At 67.1% G+C, this 24,241-nt stretch carries 20 protein-coding genes; 15 read left to right on the forward strand and 5 right to left on the reverse strand.

The genetic code is table 11. From position 1 onward, the window contains the following. Positions 1-26 precede the first annotated feature (26 nt). From MJO58_RS08460 to MJO58_RS08480, 5 genes are all read left to right on the forward strand, one after another. Positions 27-1,058, forward strand: a complete 1,032-nt coding sequence (locus MJO58_RS08460) for a uroporphyrinogen decarboxylase/cobalamine-independent methonine synthase family protein (protein ID WP_239722575.1) — start codon at positions 27-29, stop codon at positions 1,056-1,058. A gap of 38 nt (positions 1,059-1,096) precedes the next feature. Beyond that, positions 1,097-3,193: an NAD-dependent DNA ligase LigA gene (gene ligA, locus MJO58_RS08465; protein WP_090601084.1), complete on the forward strand. Its 2,097-nt coding sequence runs from the start codon at positions 1,097-1,099 to the stop codon at positions 3,191-3,193. A 36-nt stretch (positions 3,194-3,229) separates the two neighbouring features. Then, entirely contained in the window at positions 3,230-3,838 is a 609-nt protein-coding gene (locus MJO58_RS08470) for a TetR/AcrR family transcriptional regulator (RefSeq protein ID WP_239722576.1), read from the forward strand. 184 nt (positions 3,839-4,022) lie between these two features. Next, entirely contained in the window at positions 4,023-4,454 is a 432-nt protein-coding gene (locus MJO58_RS08475) for an MmpS family transport accessory protein (protein WP_239722577.1), read from the forward strand. After that, positions 4,451-7,366, forward strand: a complete 2,916-nt coding sequence (locus MJO58_RS08480; protein ID WP_239722578.1) for an MMPL/RND family transporter — start codon at positions 4,451-4,453, stop codon at positions 7,364-7,366. Before MJO58_RS08475 ends, MJO58_RS08480 begins: the two co-directional genes overlap by 4 nt. A 1-nt stretch (position 7,367) precedes the next feature. Here the strand turns inward: MJO58_RS08480 and MJO58_RS08485 are convergent, their stop codons facing one another. Beyond that, a complete protein-coding gene (locus MJO58_RS08485) occupies positions 7,368-8,024 on the reverse strand; it encodes an ACT domain-containing protein (RefSeq protein ID WP_239722579.1) in 657 nt (218 codons plus the stop codon). A gap of 95 nt (positions 8,025-8,119) precedes the next feature. Between MJO58_RS08485 and gatC the strand changes: the two genes are divergently transcribed. The 5 genes from gatC (at position 8,120) to gatB (ending at position 13,991) form a co-directional block, all read left to right on the forward strand. Continuing rightward, positions 8,120-8,419: an Asp-tRNA(Asn)/Glu-tRNA(Gln) amidotransferase subunit GatC gene (gene gatC / locus MJO58_RS08490; RefSeq protein ID WP_239722580.1), complete on the forward strand. Its 300-nt coding sequence runs from the start codon at positions 8,120-8,122 to the stop codon at positions 8,417-8,419. Further along, complete coding sequence (gene gatA / locus MJO58_RS08495; protein ID WP_239722581.1) at positions 8,416-9,903, forward strand: Asp-tRNA(Asn)/Glu-tRNA(Gln) amidotransferase subunit GatA; 1,488 nt, start codon at positions 8,416-8,418, stop codon at positions 9,901-9,903. The genes gatC and gatA overlap by 4 nt, the downstream gene beginning before the upstream one ends. A gap of 54 nt (positions 9,904-9,957) precedes the next feature. After that, entirely contained in the window at positions 9,958-10,989 is a 1,032-nt protein-coding gene (locus MJO58_RS08500; RefSeq protein ID WP_090601090.1) for an ATP-dependent 6-phosphofructokinase, read from the forward strand. A 218-nt stretch (positions 10,990-11,207) separates the two neighbouring features. Beyond that, the gene (locus MJO58_RS08505; RefSeq protein ID WP_239722582.1) at positions 11,208-12,407 is read left to right on the forward strand and encodes a MinD/ParA family ATP-binding protein; all 1,200 of its coding nucleotides are present in this window, start codon (positions 11,208-11,210) and stop codon (positions 12,405-12,407) included. A 66-nt stretch (positions 12,408-12,473) separates the two neighbouring features. Beyond that, the gene (gatB, locus tag MJO58_RS08510; RefSeq protein ID WP_239722583.1) at positions 12,474-13,991 is read left to right on the forward strand and encodes an Asp-tRNA(Asn)/Glu-tRNA(Gln) amidotransferase subunit GatB; all 1,518 of its coding nucleotides are present in this window, start codon (positions 12,474-12,476) and stop codon (positions 13,989-13,991) included. A 29-nt stretch (positions 13,992-14,020) separates the two neighbouring features. Here the strand turns inward: gatB and MJO58_RS08515 are convergent, their stop codons facing one another. After that, the gene (locus MJO58_RS08515; protein ID WP_239722584.1) at positions 14,021-15,142 is read right to left on the reverse strand and encodes a PQQ-dependent sugar dehydrogenase; all 1,122 of its coding nucleotides are present in this window, start codon (positions 15,140-15,142) and stop codon (positions 14,021-14,023) included. A gap of 241 nt (positions 15,143-15,383) precedes the next feature. On the opposite strand from MJO58_RS08515, the gene MJO58_RS08520 reads away from it, so the two are divergent. After that, on the forward strand, positions 15,384-16,226 hold the full coding sequence (locus MJO58_RS08520) for a DoxX family protein (protein ID WP_090601094.1): 843 nt from the start codon (positions 15,384-15,386) through the stop codon (positions 16,224-16,226). A 15-nt stretch (positions 16,227-16,241) separates the two neighbouring features. Here MJO58_RS08520 and MJO58_RS08525 read toward each other — a convergent pair whose 3' ends face one another. Further along, entirely contained in the window at positions 16,242-16,580 is a 339-nt protein-coding gene (locus MJO58_RS08525; RefSeq protein ID WP_239722585.1) for a PH domain-containing protein, read from the reverse strand. A 380-nt stretch (positions 16,581-16,960) separates the two neighbouring features. On the opposite strand from MJO58_RS08525, the gene MJO58_RS08530 reads away from it, so the two are divergent. Genes MJO58_RS08530 through ilvC form a run of 3 tightly spaced genes read left to right on the forward strand, consistent with a single transcriptional unit; the run spans position 16,961 to position 20,449 of the window. Then, the gene (locus MJO58_RS08530; RefSeq protein WP_090601095.1) at positions 16,961-18,829 is read left to right on the forward strand and encodes an acetolactate synthase large subunit; all 1,869 of its coding nucleotides are present in this window, start codon (positions 16,961-16,963) and stop codon (positions 18,827-18,829) included. Positions 18,830-18,885: 56 nt separating this feature from the next. Continuing rightward, complete coding sequence (gene ilvN, locus MJO58_RS08535; protein ID WP_090601096.1) at positions 18,886-19,392, forward strand: acetolactate synthase small subunit; 507 nt, start codon at positions 18,886-18,888, stop codon at positions 19,390-19,392. A 55-nt stretch (positions 19,393-19,447) separates the two neighbouring features. Next, on the forward strand, positions 19,448-20,449 hold the full coding sequence (ilvC, locus tag MJO58_RS08540) for a ketol-acid reductoisomerase (RefSeq protein ID WP_090601097.1): 1,002 nt from the start codon (positions 19,448-19,450) through the stop codon (positions 20,447-20,449). 79 nt (positions 20,450-20,528) lie between these two features. On the opposite strand, the gene wrbA is transcribed toward ilvC, so the two are convergent. Beyond that, positions 20,529-21,131 (reverse strand): NAD(P)H:quinone oxidoreductase, encoded by a 603-nt coding sequence (gene wrbA / locus MJO58_RS08545; protein WP_239722586.1) that lies wholly within the window; start codon positions 21,129-21,131, stop codon positions 20,529-20,531. Further along, positions 21,128-22,591 carry a phytoene desaturase family protein gene (locus tag MJO58_RS08550; RefSeq protein ID WP_239722587.1) on the reverse strand — a complete coding sequence of 488 codons (1,464 nt, stop codon included), beginning with the start codon at positions 22,589-22,591 and terminating at the stop codon, positions 21,128-21,130. Before MJO58_RS08550 ends, wrbA begins: the two co-directional genes overlap by 4 nt. A 41-nt stretch (positions 22,592-22,632) precedes the next feature. Between MJO58_RS08550 and serA the strand changes: the two genes are divergently transcribed. Beyond that, positions 22,633-24,219: a phosphoglycerate dehydrogenase gene (gene serA, locus MJO58_RS08555; RefSeq protein WP_090601100.1), complete on the forward strand. Its 1,587-nt coding sequence runs from the start codon at positions 22,633-22,635 to the stop codon at positions 24,217-24,219. Positions 24,220-24,241 lie beyond the last annotated feature (22 nt).

Raw genomic sequence — 24,241 nt, forward strand, 5'->3', positions numbered from 1 at the left:
GATGCGACGTCGAATACGGTTGCCGGGTGAGCATTTTCGCCTCTCCCTTCGCACAGGCCAGCGGCGTGGGTTCATGGCCCGGCACCGCGGTACGGCCGTCGACGGAGGTCGTCGTCGGTGAGTTGGCGGCCGCGATGGCTCACCTTGTCGAGCTGCCCGCCAGGGGAGTGGGCGCCGACCTGCTAGGGCGAGCCGGCGCGCTGCTGATCGATGTGGCGATCGACACCGTGCCGCGCGGTTACCGCATCACCGCCCGGCCCGGCGCGGTGACCCGCCGGGCCGTCAGTCTCCTCGATGAGGACATGGATGCCCTCGAGGAAGCCTGGGAGACAGCGGGCCTGCGCGGGGGCGGACGGGTGGTCAAGGTGCAGGCGCCGGGCCCGATCACGCTGGCCGCCGGGTTGGAACTGTCCAACGGCCACCGGGCAATCACCGACCCGGGCGCGGTGCGCGACCTGACGGCGTCGCTGGCCGAGGGCGTCGCCGCCCAGCGTGCCGTGTTGTCGCGCCGCCTCGACACACCGGTAGTCGTGCAACTCGACGAGCCGTCGTTGCCCGCCGCGCTGGGTGGGCAGCTGAGCGGCGTCACCGCGCTGAGTCCGGTTGCCGCGCTCGACGAGTCGGTGGCTCAAGGCCTGCTCGACACCTGCGCGCAGACGGTAGGCGCCGAGGTGGTGCTGCACAGTTGCGCGGCCGGACTACCGTGGGATCTCTTGGCGCGCAGCGCAATTAGCGCAATATCGGTCGACGCCGCAACACTGGGGACCGCCGACCTGGACGGGATCGCGGCGTTCGTCGAATCGGGTCGCGCGGTGATGCTCGGGGTGGTCGCTGCTACCGCTCCGGACCGCCCGCCCGCTGCCGAAGAGGTGGCCGCGGCCGTCGTCGCGGTGACCGATCGGCTCGGATTCGGCCGCTCGGCGCTGCGCGAGCGCATCGGCGTCACTCCGGCATGTGGTCTGGCCAACGCGACGCCGCAATGGGCCCGCACCGCGATCGAGCTGGCCCGCAAGGCCGCCGAGGCGTTCGCCCAGGACCCTGACGCCATCGAGGACTGAGCGCCCGGTGTGTCGGGCGCCTTCGATAGCCTGCCAAGGTGAGTTCGCCAGAAGCTGACCCGGTGCCGCCCGAGGTTCGGCGTCAATGGCGTGAGCTGGCCGACGAGGTGCGTGAGCACCAGTTCCGCTACTACGTGCGCGATGCGCCGGTCATCTCCGACGCCGATTTCGACGACCTCCTCAAGCGGCTGGGCGCTCTCGAGGAGCAGTATCCCGAGCTGCGCACGCCCGATTCGCCGACGCAGCTGGTCGGCGGCGCGGGATTTGCCACCGACTTCACCCCGGCCGAGCACCTGGAACGGATGCTGTCGCTGGACAACGTGTTCAGCACCGAGGAGTTCGACGGGTGGGCCGCCCGCGTCCACGCCGAGGTGGGCCTCCCCGGTTCGCAAGACGTGCCCTTCCTGTGCGAGCTCAAGATCGACGGCGTCGCGCTGGCTCTGGTGTACCGCGGTGGCCGGCTGGTCCGCGCTGCCACCCGCGGTGACGGCCGCACCGGCGAGGACGTCACGAACAACGCGCGCACCATCGAGGATGTCCCGGAACGGCTGACGGCCAGCGGCGAGTATCCGATCCCCGACGTCCTCGAGGTCCGCGGCGAGGTGTTCTTCCGGGTCGCCGACTTCGAGGCGCTCAACGCCGCGCTGGTCGAGGACGGCAAGGTCCCGTTCGCCAACCCGCGCAACAGCGCCGCGGGATCGCTGCGCCAGAAGGATCCCGCGGTCACCGCTCGCCGCAAGCTGCGGATGATCTGCCACGGCGTCGGGCACGCCGAGGGGTTTCGGCCGGCCAGCCTGCACGACGCCTACCTGGCACTCGGCGCCTGGGGACTGCCCGTCTCCGGCCACACCGCCCGGGTCCCCAACGTCGACGGTGCGCTGGAGCGGATCGCCTATTGGGGCGAGCACCGCCACGACGTCGATCACGAAATCGACGGTGTCGTGGTCAAAGTCGACGACTTCGCACTGCAGCGCAGGCTGGGGTCGACCTCGCGAGCGCCGCGTTGGGCGATCGCGTACAAGTACCCGCCGCAAGAGGTGCAAACCAAGCTACTCGATATCCGGGTGAACGTCGGGCGGACCGGACGCGTCACACCGTTCGCGGTCATGGTGCCGGTCAAGGTCGCGGGTTCGACGGTCGAAATGGCCACCCTGCACAACGCCGCCGAGGTCAAGCGCAAGGGCGTGCTGATCGGCGACACCGTGGTGATCCGCAAGGCCGGCGACGTGATTCCCGAAGTGCTCGGCCCGGTCGCCGATCTGCGCGACGGCACCGAACGCGAATTCGTGATGCCCACGCACTGTCCCGAATGCGGCACCGAGCTGGCCCCGGCCAAGGAGGGCGACGCCGACATCCGCTGCCCCAACTCCCGATCCTGCCCAGCGCAGTTGCGGGAGAGAGTATTTCACGTCGCCGGCCGCGGCGCCTTCGACATCGAAGGGCTTGGCTACGAGGCCGCTATCGCGTTGCTGGCCGCCGAGGTGATCACCGACGAGGGAGACCTGTTCACCCTCACCGAAGACGACCTTTTGCGCACCGAACTGTTCACCACCAAGGCCGGCACACTGTCGGCTAACGGTAAGCGGCTGCTGGCCAACCTCGACAAGGCCAAGGCGCAACCGCTGTGGCGAGTGCTGGTGGCGCTGTCGATCCGGCACGTCGGCCCGACCGCCGCGCGTGCCCTGGCAACCGAATTCGGCAGCCTCGACGCGATCACGTCGGCGTCGACCGAGGAGCTGGCCGCGGTCGAGGGCGTCGGGCCGACCATCGCCGCCGCGGTCACCGAATGGTTCACCGTCGACTGGCACCGCGCGATCGTCGACAAGTGGCGGGCGGCCGGCGTGCGGATGGCCGACGAGCGCGACGCGAGCACGCCGCGCACGCTGGCCGGGCTGAGCATCGTGGTCACCGGGTCGCTGAACGGGTTCTCGCGCGACGAGGCCAAGGAGGCGATCGTGGCCCGTGGCGGCAAGGCCGCGGGTTCGGTGTCGAAGAACACCGCCTACGTCGTGGCGGGTGATTCGCCGGGGTCGAAGTACGACAAGGCGGTCGAGCTGGGCGTGCCGATCCTCGACGAGGACGGCTTTCGCCGCCTGCTGGCCGACGGGCCGACGGCCGACAGCACACCCGATTAACAGCGCAGTACTGGTCCGTACCGGTGTTCCGGCTCTATGGTGGGCGCTATGACCCAGACGGCCGATCAGTACACGGAGCCATCGCCGTGGTCTCCGCGGGAGGCCGAACTGCTGGCGGTGACGTTGGAACTTCTGCAAGCACACGGCTATGACCAGTTGACCATCGACGCGGTCGCCAGTGCCGCCCACGCCAGCAAGGCCACGGTGTATCGGCGCTGGCCCTCGAAGGCCGAACTGGTGCTGGCCGCCTTCATCGAAGGTGTCCGTCAGGTCGCGGTCGTGCCGAATACCGGCAGCCTGCGCGGCGATTTGATCAGTCTCGGCGAGGTCTGCGGCGAGCACGGACGCCGGCACGCCAGCACCATTCGCGCGGTGATGGTCGAGGTATCGCGCCATCCGGCGCTCAACGAGGCCATGCAGGAGCAATTCCTCAAGCAACGCAAAGCCGCGATCAAACACGTCATGCAACGGGCCATCGATCGTGGCGAGATCGCCAAAGACGCCTTCGTTGACGAACTGTGGGACCTGCTACCCGGCTATCTCATCTTCCGGTCCCTCATTCCCGACCGGCCACCAACTCGTCACACGGTGCAGCTGCTGGTCGATCAGTTCCTGATGCCGGGTCTGACGAGGACCGCCGGGTAGCGCGGCAGCCACTTGCGCGCCGTCCGGTTGTTGAAAAATGTGTACGGTCGCGTCTCTTGTACAGTACGGTCCAGTACCGTACTGTGAAGTCCGTCCGTTCGCCGCTGGTGCGGGGCAACGGTGGTAGTCATAAAGTGATCGAGCACGCCCGACCATCGAAAGGCCGAGGGTGAAGGCGATTTCCATGTCCAACCTGCTTCGGCAGGGCTGGATAGTGTTGGTCGCGATACTCGTCGTCGCCGTCGCGGGATTCGGCATCTACCGCCTGCACGGAATCTTCGGCTCGAACTACAAGACCTCGGCCAACAGCGGCCTGTCCAACGAGATCGTGCCGTTCAACCCCAAGCAGGTGGTGCTCGAGGTCTTCGGCGCACCCGGCGCCACCGCAACCATCAACTACCTGGACGTCAACGCCCAGCCGCAACAAGTCAAGAACGCGCCGCTGCCGTGGTCGTTCACGATCACTTCGACGGAGCCGGCGGTCATCGGCAATGTCGTGGCGCAAGGTGACGGGGACACCCTCGGTTGCCGCATCACCGTCAACGGTCAAGTCAAAGACGAACGCACCGTCAACAAGGTCGACGCCTACACCTTCTGTCTGGATAAGTCGGGATGAGCAACCAAACCAACGAACAGCAGACGCGGCCCGCGGTGCCGCGCAACATCCGACGGCTCGCGCTGCCGATCCTGCTTTTCTGGGTGGCGCTGGCCGCGATCACGAACATTGCGGTACCGCAACTGGAAGAGGTGGGCAAGACCCACAATGTGGCGTTGAACTCTCCAGATGCCCCGTCGCTCAAGGCGATTAAGCGCATCGGCCAGGTATTCCATGAGTTCGACACCGACAGCTCGGCGATGATCGTGCTGGAAGGCGACAAGCCGCTCGGCGCGGACGCCCACCGCTTTTACGACGAAATGATCCGCAAGCTTCAGCAGGACAAGAAGCACGTTGAGCACGTTCAGGACTACTGGGGCGACACGCTGACCGCTGCGGGATCGCAAAGCACCGATGGCAAGGCCGCTTATGTTCAGGTGAACCTCGCCGGCAATCAGGGCTCCGCGTTGGCCAACGAGGGGGTCGGTGCCATCCGCGACATCATCGACCACATGAAGCCGCCACCGGGCGTCAAGACCTATGTGACCGGCGCGGCGCCGCTGATCTCCGATCAGTTCGACGTGGGCAGCAAGGGGACCGCGAAGGTCACCACGATCACCATCGGGGTGATCGCGCTGATGTTGTTCTTCGTGTACCGCTCGGTACTGACCACGTTGCTGGTTCTCGCCACGGTTTTGATCGAAATGTCAGCGGCCCGAGGCCTTGTCGCCTTCCTCGGCAACGAGGGAATCATCGGCCTGTCCACCTACGCGACGAACATATTGACGCTGTTGGTGATCGCCGCCGGAACGGACTACGCGATATTCTTCGTGGGCCGTTACCAGGAAGCGCGCGGGACCGGTGAGGACCGCGAAAAAGCCTTTTACACCATGTATCACGGCACCACTCACGTCGTGTTGGGATCCGGGCTCACCGTCGCCGGCGCGGTGGCCTGTCTGAGCTTCACCCGGCTGCCGTACTTCCAAAGTCTGGGAATCCCAGCCGCATTGGGCATCCTCGTGGCGCTGCTCGCGGCGTTGACACTGGGCCCCGCGATTCTCACCCTGGGGGCCAAGGCCGGCATCTTCGACCCCAAGCGGGCGATACAAACGCGCGGTTGGCGGCGGATCGGCACCGCCATCGTCCGCTGGCCCGGCGCGGTTCTCGCGGCCGCGAGCGCGCTGGCCCTGATCGGTCTGATCGCCCTGCCCGGATACAAGACCAGCTATGACACTCGGCCCTACATGCCCGCCGACGCTCCGGCCAATGTCGGTTACACCGCCGCCGAGAAGCACTTCTCGCGGGCCCGGCTGGAGCCGGAATTGCTGATGGTCGAATCGGACCACGACATGCGTAATCCGGCCAGCATGCTGATCCTGGACAAGGTGGCCAAGGCCGTGTTTCACGTCCCCGGGGTCGCGCAGGTGCAGACCATCACCCGGCCGTTGGGAACCCCGCTAGTCCACAGCTCACTGGCGTTCGTGGTCAGTAATTCCAGTGCTGCCCAACAGGAAAACCTGACCTACCAACGAGATCGGGCCGACGACGCACTCAAGCAAGCCAACGAACTATCGAAGACGATCGACATTTTGCGACAACAGTTCGTCCTGCAGCAGCAGTTGGCCGGCACCACCCACGACGAGACCGAAAGCTTCCGCGACACACTCGCCACGATCAAAGACCTGCGCGACAAGATCGCGAATTTCGACGACTTCTTCCGCCCGATTCGCAGCTATTTCTATTGGGAGAAGCACTGTTACGACATTCCTGCCTGCTTCGCGTTCAGGTCGCTGTTCGACGCGCTCGACGGCATCGACCAGCTGACCGAAAAATTCGAGAACCTGACGGCTTCGCTGGATAAGCTCGACGCACTGCAACCGAAGCTGGTGGCGTTGATACCGCCCCAGATTCAAAGCCAGGAGACCAATCGCGATCTGACACTGGCGAATTACGCCACGCTGTCCGGGATCTACGCGCAGAACGCGCGTGCGCTGGAGAACTCGACGGCGTTGGGACAGGCGTTTGACGCGGCCAAGAACGACGACACCTTCTATCTGCCGCCAGAGGTGTTCGACAACCCCGACTTCAAACGCGGGCTCAAACTGTTCCTCTCACCCGACGGCAAGGCCGCTCGCATGATCGTCACGCACGACGGCGATCCCGCTACCACCGAAGGTATTTCGCACATCGACCCGATCGCCAAGGCCGCGCACGAGGCCTTGAAGGGCACCCCGATGGCGAACGCGGGGATCTATCTGGGCGGCACCGCCGCGACGTACAAGGACATCCAGGAGGGCGCCAAGTACGACCTGATGATCGTGGCATTCGCCGCCTTGAGCCTCATCCTGCTGATCATGATGATCATCACGCGCAGCCTGATCGCCGCGCTCGTCATCGTGGGCACCGTCGCGCTATCCCTGGGCGCCTCGTTCGGTTTGTCAGTTCTGGTGTGGCAGTACATGTTTGGTATCGAGTTGTATTGGGTCGTGCTGGCACTGGCGGTGATCTTGCTGCTGGCAGTCGGTTCGGACTACAACCTGCTGTTGATTTCCCGGTTTAAGGAAGAAATCCACGCCGGCCTCAACACCGGCATCATCCGTGCGATGGCCGGCTCCGGCTCGGTGGTCACCTCGGCCGGCATCGTTTTCGCCGTCACCATGTGTGCGTTTGTTTTCAGTGGTTTTCAGGTGCTCGGCCAGATCGGGACGACGATCGGGCTGGGTTTGTTGTTCGACACGCTGATCGTGCGCTCATTCATGACGCCCTCCGTCGCAAGGCTGCTCGGGCGCTGGTTCTGGTGGCCGCAACGGGTGCGGCCGCGCCCGGCCAGCACGATGCTGCGGCCCTACGGTCCGCGCCCGGCGGTTCGTCAGCTGCTGCTGTGGGAAGACGGCGATGCGGCCGCGCCGAAGCCCACGGTGGCCGCGCATTGATTCAGCGCAGCATGGTGGCCACGATCCCGGACAGGTAGCCCAGGCGGGCCACCTCCGACGGCCGGAATTCGGGACCCGGCCGGCCCAGCACCACCGTGGTCTGCGGGTCGCCCAGCGGCGCGGCGACCATCGTGATGTCCATGTCGCGCCAGGCCTGCGGCACCCACTCGGCGGTGCCGTCCAGCGTCGCGGCCTCGTGCATCGGCAGCCAGGGAGCCGACACGGCGCGGGTTTCGGGCGCGCCCGGGCTGGCGGCGAGGCGCCGCAGCTCGCCCTCGGCGCCCTGCAACACCGTGCACCAGCTCACCCGCAGCACCCGGGGCGCCTCGTCGGCCAGCACCTGCAGCCGTGCCGCCTTGCCCTTGGCCGCCGCGACGTGGTCGAGAAGTTCCAGCTCGCGGTGCGCTTCCAACAGCCCGGTGTGCGGGCGAACGCTGTCCACCCGCACGCCGTTCAGCGATTCGGCCGCGGTGATCAAGGTGTCGGGCATCGCCCCGGCGGGCAGTTCGATGACCAGGTCGTCGGTCGCGTATCCCGCGCTGCGGTCGACGACGTCGAGCGACAGGATGTCGGCGCCCACCGAACCGAGCGCAACCGCCAGCGCGCCCAGGCTTCCCGGGCGGTCGACGAGCTCGATGCGCAACAGATACGACGGCACGCGCCCACTGTTGCACAGAGCCGCGCGTCCGGCATTTCCGCAGGGTGGGTGCCAGCTGCACGCGCGTGGCCGCAGCACCGATAGGCTTTTCGCTCGTGTCCCAGATCTCCCGCGACGAGGTCGCGCACCTGGCCAGGCTGGCCCGGCTGGCGTTGACCGATACCGAGTTGGACAGCTACGCCGGCCAACTCGACGCCATCCTGACCCACGTCAGCCAGATCCAGGCGGTCGACGTCACCGGCGTCGAGCCGACCGACAACCCGCTCAAGGACGTCAACGTCACCCGCCCGGACGAGATCAGGCCGTGCCTGACGCAGGAGGAAGCGCTGGCCGCGGCACCCGCAGCCGTGGATGGGCGCTTCGCCGTCCCGCAGATCCTCGGAGACAGCGAGTGAACGAGATCATCCGATCCGACGCCGCGACGCTGGCCGCCAAGGTCGCCGCCGGGGAGCTGTCGTCGGTCGAGATCACCCAGGCCTACTTGGACCGGATCGCGGCGACCGACGACCGGTACAGCGCGTTTCTGCACGTCGCGGCCGACGAGGCGCTGTCGGCGGCGGGCGCGGTCGACGACGCGGTGGCGGCCGGGGAGCGGCTGCCCTCGGCGCTGGCCGGCGTTCCGCTGGCGCTCAAAGACGTGTTCACGACCGTCGATATGCCCACCACCTGCGGATCCAAGATCCTCGAGGGCTGGCGGTCACCCTACGACGCCACCGTCACGACCCGGCTGCGCGCGGCGGGCATCCCGATCCTGGGCAAGACCAACATGGACGAGTTCGCGATGGGCTCGTCGACGGAGAACTCCGCCTACGGCCCCACCCGCAACCCGTGGGACCTCGAGCGGGTGCCCGGCGGCTCCGGCGGTGGCAGCGCCGCGGCCTTGGCCTCCTTCCAGGCGCCGCTGGCCATCGGCACCGACACCGGGGGCTCGATCCGCCAGCCGGCCGCGCTGACCGCGACCGTCGGAGTCAAGCCCACCTACGGCACGGTGTCGCGCTACGGCCTGGTGGCCTGCGCGTCGTCGCTGGACCAGGGCGGCCCCTGCGCGCGCACCGTGCTCGACACCGCGTTGCTGCATGCCGTGATCGCCGGCCACGACGAGATGGACTCGACCTCCATCGATGCCCCGGTGCCCGATGTGGTCGGCGCCGCGATCAGCGGTGCCGCAGGCGATCTGAGCGGCGTGCGGATCGGTGTGGTCCGCCAGCTGCGCGGCGAGGGCTATCAGCCCGGAGTGCTGTCATCGTTCGAGGGGGCGGTCAAGCAGCTGACCGCGCTGGGTGCGCAGGTGAGCGAAGTCGATTGCCCACACTTCGATTACGCTCTGGCGGCCTACTACCTGATCCTGCCGTCGGAGGTGTCGAGCAACCTGGCGCGCTTCGACGCGATGCGTTACGGACTGCGGGTCGGTGACGACGGCAACCACAGCGCCGAGGAAGTGATGGCGCTGACCCGGGCCGCCGGATTCGGTCCAGAAGTCAAGCGCCGCATCATGATTGGTGCGTACGCGCTCTCGGCCGGCTATTACGACGCCTACTACAACCAGGCGCAGAAGGTGCGCACCCTGATCGCCCGTGATCTCGACGAGGCATACAAATCCGTCGACGTGCTAGTGTCGCCGGCCACCCCGACCACCGCGTTCCGGCTCGGGGAGAAGGTCGACGATCCGCTGGCCATGTACCTGTTCGACTTGTGCACGCTGCCGTTGAACCTGGCCGGGCACTGCGGAATGTCGGTGCCGTCCGGGCTCTCGCCGGATGACCAGCTGCCGGTGGGCCTGCAGATCATGGCGCCCGCGCTGGCCGACGATCGCCTGTATCGCGTCGGTGCCGCCTACGAAGCGGCGCGCGGACCGTTGCCGGCCGCGCCGACCGTCTAGCCGCACACCGCCCCGAATTGCCCCGACGGCGGCCGGACCGGGCAAGATAAGAGGATGCGGATCGGAATTCTCACCGGGGGCGGTGACTGTCCGGGGCTCAACGCCGTCATCCGGGCGGTGGTACGCACCTGCGACGCCCGGTATGGCTCGTCGGTGGTCGGCTTCCAGGATGGGTGGCGCGGGTTGCTGGAGAACCGGCGCATCCAGTTGCAGAACGACGATCGCAATGACCGGCTGCTCGCCAAGGGCGGGACGGTGCTGGGCACCGCGCGCGTGCATCCGGACAAGTTGCGGGCCGGGCTGGACCAGATCAAGCAGACCCTCGACGACAACGGCATCGACGTGCTCATCCCGATCGGTGGCGAGGGCACGCTGACGGCGGCCAACTGGCTGTCGGAGGAGAACGTTCCCGTGGTCGGGGTGCCGAAGACGATCGACAACGACATCGACTGCACGGACGTGACTTTCGGTCACGACACCGCGCTGACCGTGGCCACCGACGCTATCGACCGTTTGCACAGCACCGCCGAGTCGCACCAGCGGGTGATGCTGGTGGAGGTGATGGGCCGCCACGCCGGCTGGATCGCGTTGAACGCCGGGCTGGCGTCCGGAGCGCACATGACGCTGATTCCCGAGCAGCCCTTCGATATCGAGGATGTGTGCCGGCTCGTCAAACGCCGCTTCCAGCGCGGGGATTCACACTTCATCTGTGTAGTGGCCGAAGGGGCCAAGCCGATCCCCGGCTCGATTCCCTTGCGGGAGGGCGGGATTGACGAATTTGGCCACGAGAAGTTCACGGGCGTCGCTCAGCAGTTGGCCGTCGCCGTGGAGAAGCGAATCAACAAGGACGTGCGAGTGACCGTGCTGGGCCACGTCCAGCGGGGCGGCACCCCGACGGCTTATGACCGGGTGCTGGCCACCCGGTTCGGTGTCAACGCCGCCGACGCCGCGCACGCCGGTGAATACGGCCAGATGGTGTCGTTGCGCGGTCAGGACATCGGCCGTGTCTCGCTGGCCGACGCCACGCGCCAGCTCAAGCTGGTGCCCGACGCACGCCACGATGAGGCCGCCGCCTTCTTCGGCTGAGGTCGCGGGCAAACCACCCGGCCCGCGCGTGCCGAACAATTTCGGCAGTTAACACGTTCCTAGCGAGCTCTAGTTGAGGCTCTAGCTGACACCACGGCATACGTCCGATGGCCGGAGCCTGACGACCGTCTGAATCTGCCAGCTCAACCGGCCAGCGCTGATGGGCGGGCGCAATTTCCTGGTTTAACTATCACATCGAAACGGCTACACCAGCCGTTATGAGCAACCGCGAGGGGGTTCGCGGAGTCAACGCCCTATCTGCTGCCCTGCCTGCTGCACCGGCACATCCGTCGAGTTCCGCCAAGCCCGCGTTTTCGGTGCCGAGCTGGCGGGCCAACGCCGACCCGACGGCGGCCACGGTGCCCGAGCCCCGCCTCCCCGCGAAACCGGACAGGTCAAGCGGGCCCGCGACGCCCAACCGACTGGCGCGGGCACGGCGAGCCGCCGCGCCATATCGTCGTGAGCTGACCCTGGGCGGGACCGCCCTCGACGGCCTGGACTTGCGGGAGGCCTCGGGGCCGAGCAGGTTCAACTGGCGAGAGGTGATCCGCCGGGTGACCGGAATCGACCTCGGCCCCGGCAAACGCGCCGCATACGAGCGGGAGCTGCGCGAGCGTATCGGTGCGCCGATCGGCGGTGCGTTTCCGATCGCGGTGCTGAACTTCAAGGGCGGCGTCGGCAAGACCGCGGTGGTCGAGGCGCTCGGCTCGACGCTGGCCGAGGCGCGCGGCGACCGGGTCATCGCCGTCGACATCGACGCCGGCGATCTGGCGGAGCGCCATGGTCGCCGCAACCCGCTGGGCCTGGCCGACCTGCTCGCGCGCGATTCGGTGACCCAGTATGCGCAGGTGCGAGCGCATACCCACATGAACAGCTTCGGCCTCGAAGTGCTCGGGCTGCCCGACTACGGCCGCACCGACTGGCGGCTGGAGCGCCAGGACATCGCCAAGACGTTTTCGATTCTGCGCAAACACTATTCGGTGGTGCTGGTGGATTGCGTCAAGGCGATCAACTCTCATGTGATGGACGCGGTGCTGCCTGAGGCGCGCGCTCTCGTCGTGGTCTCCGGCCCGTCGATCGACGCGGTGCGCAAGACCAGGACAACGCTGGAGTGGTTGTCCAACAACGGACATGGCCGCTTGTTGAAGTCGACGGTGCTTGCGCTGAACTACACCGAGCCGGCCAAGCTGGATGGTGTGGCGACCAAGGAACTCGAGGCGCTGTCGGCCCGCGTCGCCGCCACGGTGCTGCTGCCATTCGATCGGCACGTGCGCGAGGGCAAAGAGCTCGGGCTGGACCGGTTGAGCAAGGAAAGCCGGCGCGCCTACCTGGAGATGGCCGCCGCGCTGGGCGACATCGTCGCCGGGCGGCCGGTGGGGAGCCAGCAGCGCGAGGCCACGCCGCGGTCCTGGCGCTAACGCCGCGGAGCCTGGGCTGTTATGCCCGACCCGGCGGTTCGCTCGGCCACCGTTAGGATCGTTGCCATGACTGTTACTTCCGGAGCGGCCGAGCTGCTGGATTACGACGACGTCATCGCACGTTTCGATCCCGTGCTCGGGCTGGAAGTACATGTCGAGTTGTCCACCGCGACAAAGATGTTCTGCGGCTGCTCCACCACATTCGGTGCCGAACCCAACACCCAGGTATGCCCGGTGTGCCTGGGGCTGCCCGGTTCGCTGCCCGTGCTCAACCAGAAAGCGGTGGAGTCGGCGATCCGCATCGGACTGGCGCTGAATTGCGAGATCGTGCCGTGGTGCCGCTTCGCCCGGAAGAACTACTTCTATCCGGATATGCCGAAGAACTACCAGATCTCGCAGTACGACGAGCCGATCGCCATCAACGGCTACCTCGAGGCGCCGCTGGAGGACGGCACCACCTGGCGGGTCGAGATCGAACGTGCCCACATGGAAGAGGACACCGGCAAGCTCACCCACCTGGGCGGCGAGACGGGCCGCATCCACGGCGCGACGACGTCGCTGATCGACTACAACCGTGCCGGCGTGCCGCTGATCGAAATCGTCACCAAGCCCATCGAGGGAGCCGGGGCCCGGGCCCCGCAGATTGCCCGGGCTTACGTGACGGCATTGCGAGACTTGTTGCGCGCTTTGGAAGTATCCGATGTTCGGATGGACCAGGGCTCGATGCGGTGTGACTCCAACGTCTCGTTGAAGCCTAGGGGTGCGACCCAGTTCGGCACCCGGACCGAGACCAAGAACGTCAACTCGCTGAAAAGTGTTGAGGTCGCGGTGCGTTACGAAATGCAGCGCCAGGCCGCCGTTCTGGTTTCCGGTGGCTCAATCACACAGGAAACCAGGCACTTTCAGGAGGGGGCGGGCACTACCAGCGCGGGCCGCGCCAAAGAAACGGCGCAGGATTACCGCTATTTCCCCGAGCCCGACCTGGAACCCGTCGCGCCCAGCCGTGAGCTGGTCGAGCAATTGCGCCAGACCATCCCCGAGCTTCCCTGGTTGAGCCGCAAGCGGATTCAGGAAGAGTGGGGCGTTTCCGACGAGGTGATGCGCGATCTCGTCAACGCGGGCGCGGTCGAATTGGTCACCGCGACCATCAAACACGGCGCGTCCAGCACACAGGCGCGCTCCTGGTGGGGAAACTTCCTGGTGCAGAAGGCCAATGAGGCGAACATCGAATTGGACGAGCTGGCCATCACGCCCGCTCAGGTCGCCGCGGTGATCGTACTGGTCGACGAGGGCAAGCTGTCCAACAAGCTGGCCCGCCAGGTTGTCGAAGGTGTGCTGGCCGGAGAAGGCGAACCCGAGCAGGTGATGACCGCGCGTGGCCTGGCGCTGGTGCGCGACGACTCGGTCACCCAGGCCGCCGTCGACGAGGCCCTGGCCGCCAATCCCGATGTGGCGGAAAAGATCCGCGGTGGCAAGGTGCAAGCCGCCGGCGCGATCGTGGGCGCGGTCATGAAAGCCACCCGTGGTCAGGCGGACGCCGCCCGGGTGCGCGAGCTGGTGCTGGCCGCCTGCGGGCAGTCCTAGCCCGAATCAGCGGGACCGGCGCGCGCCGCCTATGCCTTGTCGTCGTTGTTGCGCGGGAAGCCGCCGCCCTGCGGGAACAGTGGGAACACCACGTCGTCAAGCTTTTCGGCGTCGCCGGCGGTCTTGTTGATCGTGGCGCCCCAGACGTTGCCGTCCGGCGACATCCGCAGCGCCCACGCGTGGGCGTGCGTGTCCTTGCGGACGACGTCGGGCTCACCGGTGACCGCGCCCGATTTCGGGTCAAGCCGCACCGCCACCGTCATTTTGGTGTTGACCAGATTGACCATCACGGTCCCATCCATCGCCGCGCATCCGGCCACGCCCGGCTTGTCCGGCCACGTCCACACCGTGGAGACCTCCGAGGCTTTGGTGATGCGCTGCAACCGGTCCGCGGTCGGGGTGCGGTCGGCGACATACAGCGAGCCGTCCACGGGATCGACGCACAGCCCGCCGCCCGAGCCGACGCCGGACAGCGCGGTGGTCGGTGGCGCCTGGCCGACCGTGGTCGGCTGCTCGATGCGCAGCACCTTGCCCGCCAACGACTTCGGATCGGCGGCCATAGCGGGGTTGCCCGCATCGCCGGTCAGCACCAGCAGCGTAGTCGGGCTGGTGAACAGCAGCGCTCCGCTGTTCCCGTTGGCGCCCTTGGGAATCCCGGTCAGGATGTCCTTGGGGATATCGCCGTCGGCGATGCGGATGACCCGGTTATCCGTCGGCGTGCTGATGTAGGCGTACATCAAGCGGTCCTGAGAGTAGGTCGGCGACAGCACGATATCCATCAAGCCGCCATCCCCGGATCCGTCGACGGGGATGACCAGCTTCACCTTCGGCTCGGCGCTGACGGAGATCTCCTTGACCGCGCCGGTGGTGCGCTCGGCGACCAACGCGGTTTTGCTGTCGGGCCCCATGATCAGGCCGCTGGTGCTCTCCAGGCAGCCCTGCATCACCCCGGGGGCGGGGCAGGCCTTGGGGAACGGCGTGGGCGGCAGCGGCGGCGGCGGGGGAGGCGTCGAACTCGGCTGTGGCTTGAGTTCGGGCGCGGTGGTGAACGGCGCGGAGGCGGCGTCGTTGAACCGCGCGCAGCCCGTCGCGACGAGCATGGCCGCGCACAGCGCAGCGAGCCCGCACCGAACCGGCCGCCCCAAATGCATGATCGACAGGCTACGGATAGGGCGGGCACCGGCGCCACAGGCGTGCCCGCGAGGGCGCCGCGACGTCGACCGCGTCGGCCGGCGGCGGGGCCCGTTTTCAGTCCGCGTTTACCATTTCGGAACCTCGCCGAGCCCATTTGGAGTCAATCTGGGCTCATTTCAGGGTTTGAGCGTCAATAACCAGGCGAAAGCGCCGCTCAAATCCCCAATTCGAGGCCCAAATACCCTTACCCTGGCACCCGTGACCGGTCAATCGAATGACGCACCTTGGCAGCGGCCCGGCGAAGCTCCGGAGCAGGTACCGGGACGCCCCGCCGCAGCGCGGTTGGTCGACCCTGAGGATGACCTGACCCCCGTCGGGTATCCGGGCGACTTCGGAACCACTTCCGTCATCCCTTACCAAGACCCGAATCAGGTCGCCAGCCCCGCCGGGCCGGCCTACAACGTTCTCGACCAGCAGGAGCCGCTGCCCTACGTGCAGCCGCAGCCGGCACCGCGTCACTTGGCGGCCGAACCCGCCGAGATCGATCCGAGCGAGGACTACGAACGGCAGCGTGCGATCGGCCGGCGCGGCACCCAGAATCTCGGTTTGCTGGTGCTGCGGGTCGGCCTCGGGGTGGTGCTCGGCGCGCACGGGCTGCAGAAGCTGTTCGGCTGGTGGGGCGGGCAGGGTCTGACCAGCTTCAAGAACTCACTGTCCGACGTCGGCTACCAGCACGCCGACATCCTGTCCTACGTCAGCGCCGGCGGCGAGATCGTCTCGGGCGTACTGCTGGTCCTGGGGTTGTTCACCCCGATCGCCGCCGCAGGGGCCCTGGCGTTCCTGATCAACGGCATGCTGGCCACCGTTTCGGCGCAGCCGCACACGTTCGCGTTCTTCCTGCCGCAGGGCCACGAATACCAGATCACGCTGATCGTGATGGCCGTCGCGGTCGTCCTGAGCGGGCCCGGCCGTTACGGCCTGGACGCCAACCGGGGATGGGCGCACCGGCCCTTCATCGGGTCGTTTGTGGCCCTGCTCGCCGGCATCGCCGCCGGTATCGCGGTGTGGGTGCTGCTCAACGGCGTCAACCCGATCGCCTGAACCGCCCGTCAGCGGTCACCGGTAGGGATTGGGCACTCGCCCCGAGCTGGCCGCCGTCAGCAGCGGCAGTGTCGCGAAAGTGACCGCCGGCAAGCGCAGTTCCGTTCCGCTCTTGAGCTTGGCGCGCGCCCACGAACCGCGGTGGAAGCGCAGCCCGTCGATGTCGTCCCAGCCGACTGTTTGGCTGCCCACCAGGTTTCGCACCGTCACGCCCTGGTGGTCGGCCACGGTGCGCAGCCGGACGACCAATGCGGACAACAGCACCGGGATCAGCAGCAGTGGGGTCGATAGCGGCCAGGCCAGCACCGGGATCAGCAGTCCGAGCGTCAGAAATCCCACGGCGAGGTGCGCCATCGGTGAGATCTTGATCACTACGGGCACGGGTGTCGGGGCAGCAGAACCAGAGGCCACCCCAGCATCATTTCACCCCGGGTCGCGCCGATGATTTCGCGTCGCCGCGGGCGGCTACCCGCATCGACATGATCGGTTCCCGCCGCACCGGATTTGACGGTTGAGCAGTGCGAAGGCTACCGTCGGGGACTATGGAGACCACCGGAAAGCCCGGGATGCTCGTAGTAATTAGCCGCGCGTCGGTGCGTGACTAGTTCCTTCAGTATGTGAAGCGATCCGGCACCAACGCGCAACCCTCGATCAGCGGGAGCTGACGGGGGTTTTTTCGTGCGTATCAACGAAACTTCCACAGCCAAATCACGACTAAGAGGACAATCACCAGAGTGAGCGCACCCACCAGGTCACAGACACCCAAGTCGCACAATGGCGACGACTGGGCGCCGGGCGCCGCGGAAGCCGCCGCAAAAGTTCCGGCCAAGGAAACGAAACATGTTGCACCGCAACAACTTACCGGTGCTCAGTCGGTAATCCGGTCGTTGGAGGAACTCGACGTCGAGATCATCTTCGGGATCCCGGGCGGCGCGGTGCTGCCGGTTTACGACCCGCTATTCGACTCGAAAAAGCTGCGGCACGTGCTGGTTCGGCACGAGCAGGGCGCGGGTCACGCGGCAAGTGGTTATGCGCACGCCACCGGCAAGGTCGGCGTCATGATGGCCACGTCGGGTCCCGGCGCCACCAATCTGGTGACTCCCCTGGCGGATGCGCAGATGGACTCGATCCCCGTGGTCGCCGTCACCGGGCAGGTCGGGCGGTCGCTGATCGGGACCGATGCCTTCCAGGAGGCCGACATCTCGGGCATCACAATGCCGATCACCAAGCACAACTTCCTGGTCCGCTCCGGTGACGAGATTCCGCGGGTGATGGCCGAGGCCTTCCACATCGCCGCCTCGGGACGTCCGGGAGCGGTGCTCGTCGACATCCCGAAGGACGTGCTGCAGGCTCAGTGCACGTTCAGCTGGCCGCCGAAAATGGATCTGCCCGGCTACAAGCCGAACACCAAGCCGCACAGCCGGCAGATCCGTGAGGCGGCCAAGCTGATCGCTCGGGCCCGCAAACCGGTGCTGTACGTCGGCGGCGGCGTCATCCGCGGCGAGGCGACCGAGCAACTGCGGGATTTGGCTGAGCTGACCGGGATTCCGGTGGTCACCACGCTGATGGCACGGGGCGCGTTCCCGGACAGCCACCGGCAGAACCTGGGCATGCCGGGCATGCACGGCACGGTCGCAGCGGTGGCGGCGCTGCAACGCAGCGATCTGCTGATCGCGCTGGGCACCCGCTTCGACGACCGGGTGACCGGAAAGCTGGATTCCTTTGCACCCGAGGCGAAGGTCATCCACGCCGACATCGACCCGGCCGAGATCGGCAAGAACCGGGTCGCCGACGTGCCGATCGTGGGCGACGTCAAGAACGTCATCACCGACCTGATCGCGATGCTGCGGCAGTACGAAACCCCGGGCAAGATCGACATGACCGCCTGGTGGGCATATCTGGACGAGGTGCAGTCGACGTATCCGCTGAGCTACGGCCCGCAGAGCGACGGCAGCCTGAGCCCGGAATATGTGATCGAGCAGCTCGGCAAGATCGCCGGGCCCGACGCGATCTACGTCGCCGGCGTGGGGCAGCACCAGATGTGGGCGGCCCAGTTCATCTCCTACGAGAAGCCGCGCACCTGGCTCAACTCCGGCGGGCTGGGCACCATGGGCTTCGCCATCCCAGCGGCCATGGGCGCGAAGGTCGCTCGCCCCGAGGCCGAGGTCTGGGCGATCGACGGTGACGGATGCTTCCAGATGACCAACCAGGAGTTGGCCACCTGCGCGATCGAGGGCGTGCCGATCAAGGTGGCGCTGATCAACAACGGCAACCTGGGCATGGTACGCCAATGGCAGAGCCTGTTCTACGAGGAGCGCTACTCGCAGACCAACCTGGCCACGCACTCGCACCGCATCCCTGACTTCGTGAAGCTGGCCGAGGCGCTGGGTTGTGTCGGAATCCGTTGTGAGCGTGAGGAAGACGTCATCGACGCGATCAACCAAGCGCGTGCGATCAACGACCGCCCGGTGGTGATCGACTTCATCGTCGGCGCGGACGCACAGGTGTGGCCGATGGTGGCCGCCGGAACGAGCAACGACGAGATTCAGCACGCCCGCGGAATTCGGCCGCTGTTCGACGACGAGACCGAAGGGCACGCCTGATGCGCGCCGGCGACGATGCAGTGGGGGCACCCCCCGGGGGAAAGGAGCGGCGCTAGATGTACGCCAAGACGCACACGCTTTCGGTGTTGGTCGAAGACAAGCCCGGTGTGCTCGCGCGCGTCGCGGCGCTGTTCTCGCGGCGTGGGTTCAACATCGAGTCGTTGGCTGTGGGTGCCACCGAGCAGAAAGACATGTCGCGGATGACCATCGTGGTTTCCGCCGAGGAGACTCCGCTCGAGCAGGTCACCAAGCAGCTCAACAAGCTGATCAATGTCATCAAAATCGTCGAGCAGGACGAGGATAACTCGGTGGCTCGCGAGCTGGCGCTGATCAAGGTGCGGGCCGATTCCGGTACCCGCAGCCAGGTAATCGAAGCGGCAAACCTGTTCCGCGCCAAGGTAGTCGACGTATCGCTGGATTCGCTGACCGTCGAGGCGACCGGCACCCGCGGCAAGCTCGAAGCGCTGCTGCGAGTGCTGGAACCGTTCGGGATCCGCGAGATCGTCCAATCCGGAGTGGTGTCGCTATCCCGTGGGCCGCGTGGAATCGGCACCGCCAAATAAGCGATACACATTCCAAATGTCGAATGAGAAAGAGAGATTCACCGTGCCATTAGAGATGTTCTACGACGACGACGCTGACCTGTCGATTATCCAGGGTCGCAAGGTCGGCGTGATCGGATACGGCAGCCAGGGGCATGCGCACTCGCTGAGCCTGCGCGACTCCGGTGTGCAGGTGCGCGTCGGACTCAAGGAGGGCTCCAAGTCGCGGGCCAAGGTCTCCGAGCAGGGTCTGCCGGTAGACACTCCCGCCGAGGTCGCCAAGTGGGCCGACGTCATCATGCTGCTGGCGCCCGACACCGCCCAGGCCGACATCTTCAAGAACGACATCGAGCCGAACCTGAACGACGGCGACGCACTGTTTTTCGGTCACGGCCTCAACATCCACTTCGATCTCATCAAGCCGCCCGGCAACGTCACGATCGCGATGGTCGCCCCGAAGGGGCCCGGGCACCTGGTGCGCCGGCAGTTCGTCGACGGCAAGGGCGTGCCGTGTCTGATCGCCGTCGACCAGGACCCGACCGGCGAGGGGGAGGCGCTGGCGCTGTCCTACGCCAAGGCCATCGGCGGCACCCGAGCCGGCGTCATCAAGACCACCTTCAAGGATGAGACCGAGACCGACCTGTTCGGTGAGCAGGCCGTGTTATGCGGTGGCACAGAGGAATTGGTGAAGACCGGTTTCGACGTGATGGTCGAGGCGGGCTACCCGCCGGAGATGGCGTACTTCGAGGTGCTGCACGAGCTCAAGCTGATCGTCGACCTGATGTACGAGGGCGGCATCGCCCGGATGAACTACTCGGTGTCCGACACCGCGGAGTTCGGCGGCTACCTGTCCGGCCCGCGGGTCATCGACGCCGGCACCAAGGAGCGGATGCGAGAGATCCTGCGCGACATCCAAAATGGCGACTTCACCAAGAAGCTGGTCGCCAATGTCGAGGGCGGCAACAAGCAGCTCGAGCAATTGCGCAAGGAGAATGCCGAGCACCCCATCGAGGTCATCGGTAAGAAGCTGCGCGACCTGATGAGCTGGGTGGACCGCCCGATCACCGAAACCGCGTAGTTCTCTCGCTCCCGCCGCCGAGCGTCACGCCAGAGTGGCGCTCGGCGACCAACGTCACGCTGGCGTGACGCTCGGCGGGCTAGCCTGCCGCGAGCCGGCCGGCGACCGTCACCACCCGGCGCGCCAGGTGGTCTAACGCGTTGCCGGTGACGTCGCCGATGTCCTCGATGTTGTCGTGCGTGGTGACCAGGCTGGCCCCGTATGGGTTGCCGTCGACGAACTTGCACGGATCGGTGTAGCCCGGCGGCACCAGGATCCCGCCGAAGTGCATCAGCGTGAGGTACAGCGCGACGAGCGTGGTCTCCTGGCCGCCGTGCACGGTGTTCGAGGACGTGAAGCCCGCGTACACCTTGTCGGCCAGCTTGCCGTTGGCCCACAGCCCGCCGAGCGAGTCCAGGAAGTTCCGCAGCTGCGACGCCGGTGAACCGAACCGGGTGGGCGAGCCGAAGATCACGGCGTCGGCCCACACGATGTCATCGCCGGTGGCCGCGGGCAGATCCTTGGTGGCGTTGTAGTTCGCCGTCCAGGCCGGGTTCTGCGCGAAGGATTCCGGATCGCGCGTCTCGGCGACGGGACGCACCCGGACCTCGGCGCCGGCGGCCTGCGCCGCCGCGGCGACACGGTTGGCCATCGTGGTGCCGTGGCCGGTGGCCGAGTAGTAGATGATCGCTAGTTTGGTCACGCGGTCAGCTTAGGCCCGCCAGCGGGCCCCAAAAAGGGCATCTCGGCGATGCCGAACTCGCGGCGCAACAGGCTACGCGCTGCGAAGTAACCGGCCATGCCGTGCACGCCGCCGCCCGGCGGGGTGGCCGCCGAACACAGGTACACCTTGGGAATCGGTGTGCGCCAAGGGTTTAACCGCGCGGTAGGGCCGACGATCGCGCGCCACGCCGAGTTTGCACCCATCCCGATGTCGCCGCCGACGTAGTTGGCGTTGTGGTCGCTCAGGTGGGCGGCGGGTATCGCGCGGGCAGCGACCACGACGTCGCGAAAGCCGGGGGCGAACCGCTCGATGGTCGCGGTGACGGCCTCGGTCGCATCGAGGGTCGAACCCGACGGGACGTGTGCATACGTCCAGAACGGACGGCGACCCTGGTGGTCGATGCGGCCGGGATCGGCGATGTGCGGTGCGGCGGCCAGCACCATCGGCCACTGCGCGTGACGGCCGGCCGCGATCTCCTTTTCGGCCAGCGCCATCTGCTCCCGGCTGCCGCCGAGATGCAGGGTAGGAGCCTGGCTCAGCCGCGGATCCGACCACGGGATCTCGTCGCCGAGCACGAAGTCGACCTTGGCGACCCCGGGCCCATAACGGTAGCGGCGCAATGCTTTTGCGTAGCGCTGCGGTAGCGCTGCACCGTATATCCGCAGCAGCGCGGTCGGTGCCGTATCGAACACGACGACCGAAGCCGGCGGCCCAGGCGGGGAAGTGATTTCGACGCTGGTGGTCACCTCGCCGCCGTGCGCGCGCAGGTCGGCGAGCAGCGCGTCGGTGATCGCCTGGCTGCCGCCCACCGGGATCGGCCAGCCGACCGCATGGCCGAGCGTCGCGAGCATCAACCCGGCCCCGGCCGCCGTCAAGGACGGCATCCGCGAAAGCACATGAGCGGCAACGCCGGTGAACAATGCGCGGGCATCCTCCCCGTGTAGCGACCCCCACGCCGGTGTGCCTTGACTCAGCATTCGCAGCCCCAGTCGCAGCCCAGCGGGCAACGACGGTGGTACGGAACGTTTGTCGCCGAGCAGCAGTGCCACGACGGCTTGCCAGTCGGTCACCAGCGGGCCCAGCAGCCGCCGCCAGGACGCACCGTCGGACAACTCGGCACAGGTGCGCTCGAGGTCGTGGTAGGCAATCGCCGCGGGGCGGCCCGGTAGCGGGTTGCCGTAGGCGATGTCGCAGACTTCCAGCCGCACGCCGCGCGCGGGCAGGTCGAACTCCGCGAAGAACGGCGACGCCAGCGCCAGCGGGTGCACCGCCGAGCAGATGTCGTGTTCGACTCCCGGAAATTCTGGGTCGGCTGCGGTGCGGGCACCGCCGCCCAAAGTGGGCTGCGCCTCGACGACCTGCACTTTGAGTCCGGCGCGGGCACAGATCACGGCGGCCGAAAGCCCGTTGGGACCGCTGCCGACGACGGTGACGTCCATCGGACAATTACAGCGCAGACGCCGGCCTATAACCTGGTCGGGTGAACTTGCCTGTTGTGTTAATCGCCGACAAACTCGCTCAATCAACTGTCGCCGCTCTGGGCGACCAGGTCGAGGTGCGCTGGGTAGACGGTCCAGACCGGGAGAAGCTGCTGGCAGCGGTGCCCGAGGCCGACGCGCTACTGGTGCGTTCCGCGACCACCGTCGACGCCGAGGTACTGGCGGCCGCCCCCAAACTCAAGATCGTCGCCCGCGCCGGGGTGGGTCTGGACAACGTTGACGTCGACGCGGCCACCGCGCGCGGGGTCCTGGTGGTCAACGCCCCGACGTCGAACATCCACAGCGCCGCCGAGCACGCTCTGGCGCTGTTGCTGTCGGCGGCCCGGCAGATCCCGGCGGCCGACGCGTCGCTGCGCGAACACGCGTGGAAGCGGTCGTCCTTCAACGGCACCGAGATTTTCGGCAAGACCGTCGGAGTGGTGGGGCTGGGGCGGATCGGCCAGCTGGTCGCCCAGCGGATCGCCGCGTTCGGCACCCACATCGTCGCGTACGACCCGTACGTGTCGCCGGCTCGTGCGGCGCAGCTCGGCATCGAATTGCTTTCCCTCGATGACCTGTTGGCCCGTGCCGACTTCATCTCGGTGCACCTGCCCAAGACCGCCGAGACGGCGGGTCTGATCGACAAGGAGGCGCTGGCCAAGACCAAGCCCGGTGTCATCATCGTCAATGCCGCGCGCGGCGGCCTGGTGGACGAGGCCGCGCTGGCCGAGGCGATCAGCAGCGGGCATGTGCGGGCGGCCGGTCTCGACGTGTACGCCAAGGAGCCGTGCACCGACAGCCCGCTGTTCGAGCTGCCGCAGGTGGTGGTGACGCCGCACCTGGGCGCCTCCACCACCGAGGCGCAGGACCGGGCCGGCACCGATGTCGCCGAAAGCGTGCGGCTGGCGTTGGCGGGGGAGTTCGTGCCCGACGCGGTCAATGTCGGCGGCGGCGTGGTCAACGAGGAGGTGGCGCCCTGGCTGGACCTGGCGCGCAAGCTCGGGGTGCTGGCCGCCGCGCTGTCCGATGGCCTGCCCGCGTCGCTGTCGGTCCAGGTGCGCGGTGAGCTGGCGTCCGAAGACGTTGAGGTGCTCAAGCTTTCGGCACTGCGCGGTCTGTTCTCGGCGATCATCGAGGACCCGGTGACGTTCGTCAACGCGCCGGCGTTGGCTGCCGAGCGCGGCGTGACCGCCGAAATCACCACGGCCACCGAGAGTCCCAACCATCGCAGCGTGCTGGATGTGCGCGCCGTGGCCCACGACGGCTCGAGCGTCAACGTCGCCGGCACCCTGTCGGGTCCGCAGTTGGTCGAGAAGGTCGTTCAGATCAACGGCCGCAACTTCGACCTGCGCGCTCAGGGAAAGAACCTGGTGATCAACTACATCGATCAGCCCGGAGCGCTGGGCAAGATCGGCACCCTGCTGGGTGCGGCCGGGGTGAATATCCAAGCCGCACAGCTCTCCGAGGACGCCGAGGGTCCGAGCGCGACGATCCTGCTGCGGCTCGACCAGGACGTGCCCGCCGACGTGCGCTCGGCGATCTCGCAGGCGGTCGGTGCCAACAAGCTGGAAGTAGTTGACCTGTCATGAAACGCGCCGGCTTCGATGCAGA

Origin of the sequence: Mycobacterium lentiflavum (assembly GCF_022374895.2) — a bacterium.
In the GTDB taxonomy this organism is placed as follows: domain Bacteria; phylum Actinomycetota; class Actinomycetes; order Mycobacteriales; family Mycobacteriaceae; genus Mycobacterium; species Mycobacterium lentiflavum.

Coding starts and splice junctions, on each gene's coding strand:
- MJO58_RS08475 (WP_239722577.1), top strand. CDS start 4,023: ATGTCCAACCTGCTTCGGCAGGGCTGGATAGTGTTGGTCGCGATACTC.
- gatB (WP_239722583.1), top strand. CDS start 12,474: ATGACTGTTACTTCCGGAGCGGCCGAGCTGCTGGATTACGACGACGTC.
- MJO58_RS08470 (WP_239722576.1), top strand. CDS start 3,230: ATGGTGGGCGCTATGACCCAGACGGCCGATCAGTACACGGAGCCATCG.
- ilvN (WP_090601096.1), top strand. CDS start 18,886: ATGTACGCCAAGACGCACACGCTTTCGGTGTTGGTCGAAGACAAGCCC.
- MJO58_RS08480 (WP_239722578.1), top strand. CDS start 4,451: ATGAGCAACCAAACCAACGAACAGCAGACGCGGCCCGCGGTGCCGCGC.
- MJO58_RS08505 (WP_239722582.1), top strand. CDS start 11,208: ATGAGCAACCGCGAGGGGGTTCGCGGAGTCAACGCCCTATCTGCTGCC.
- MJO58_RS08515 (WP_239722584.1), bottom strand. CDS start 15,142: ATGCATTTGGGGCGGCCGGTTCGGTGCGGGCTCGCTGCGCTGTGCGCG.
- MJO58_RS08525 (WP_239722585.1), bottom strand. CDS start 16,580: ATGGCGCACCTCGCCGTGGGATTTCTGACGCTCGGACTGCTGATCCCG.
- ilvC (WP_090601097.1), top strand. CDS start 19,448: ATGTTCTACGACGACGACGCTGACCTGTCGATTATCCAGGGTCGCAAG.
- MJO58_RS08550 (WP_239722587.1), bottom strand. CDS start 22,591: ATGGACGTCACCGTCGTCGGCAGCGGTCCCAACGGGCTTTCGGCCGCC.
- MJO58_RS08500 (WP_090601090.1), top strand. CDS start 9,958: ATGCGGATCGGAATTCTCACCGGGGGCGGTGACTGTCCGGGGCTCAAC.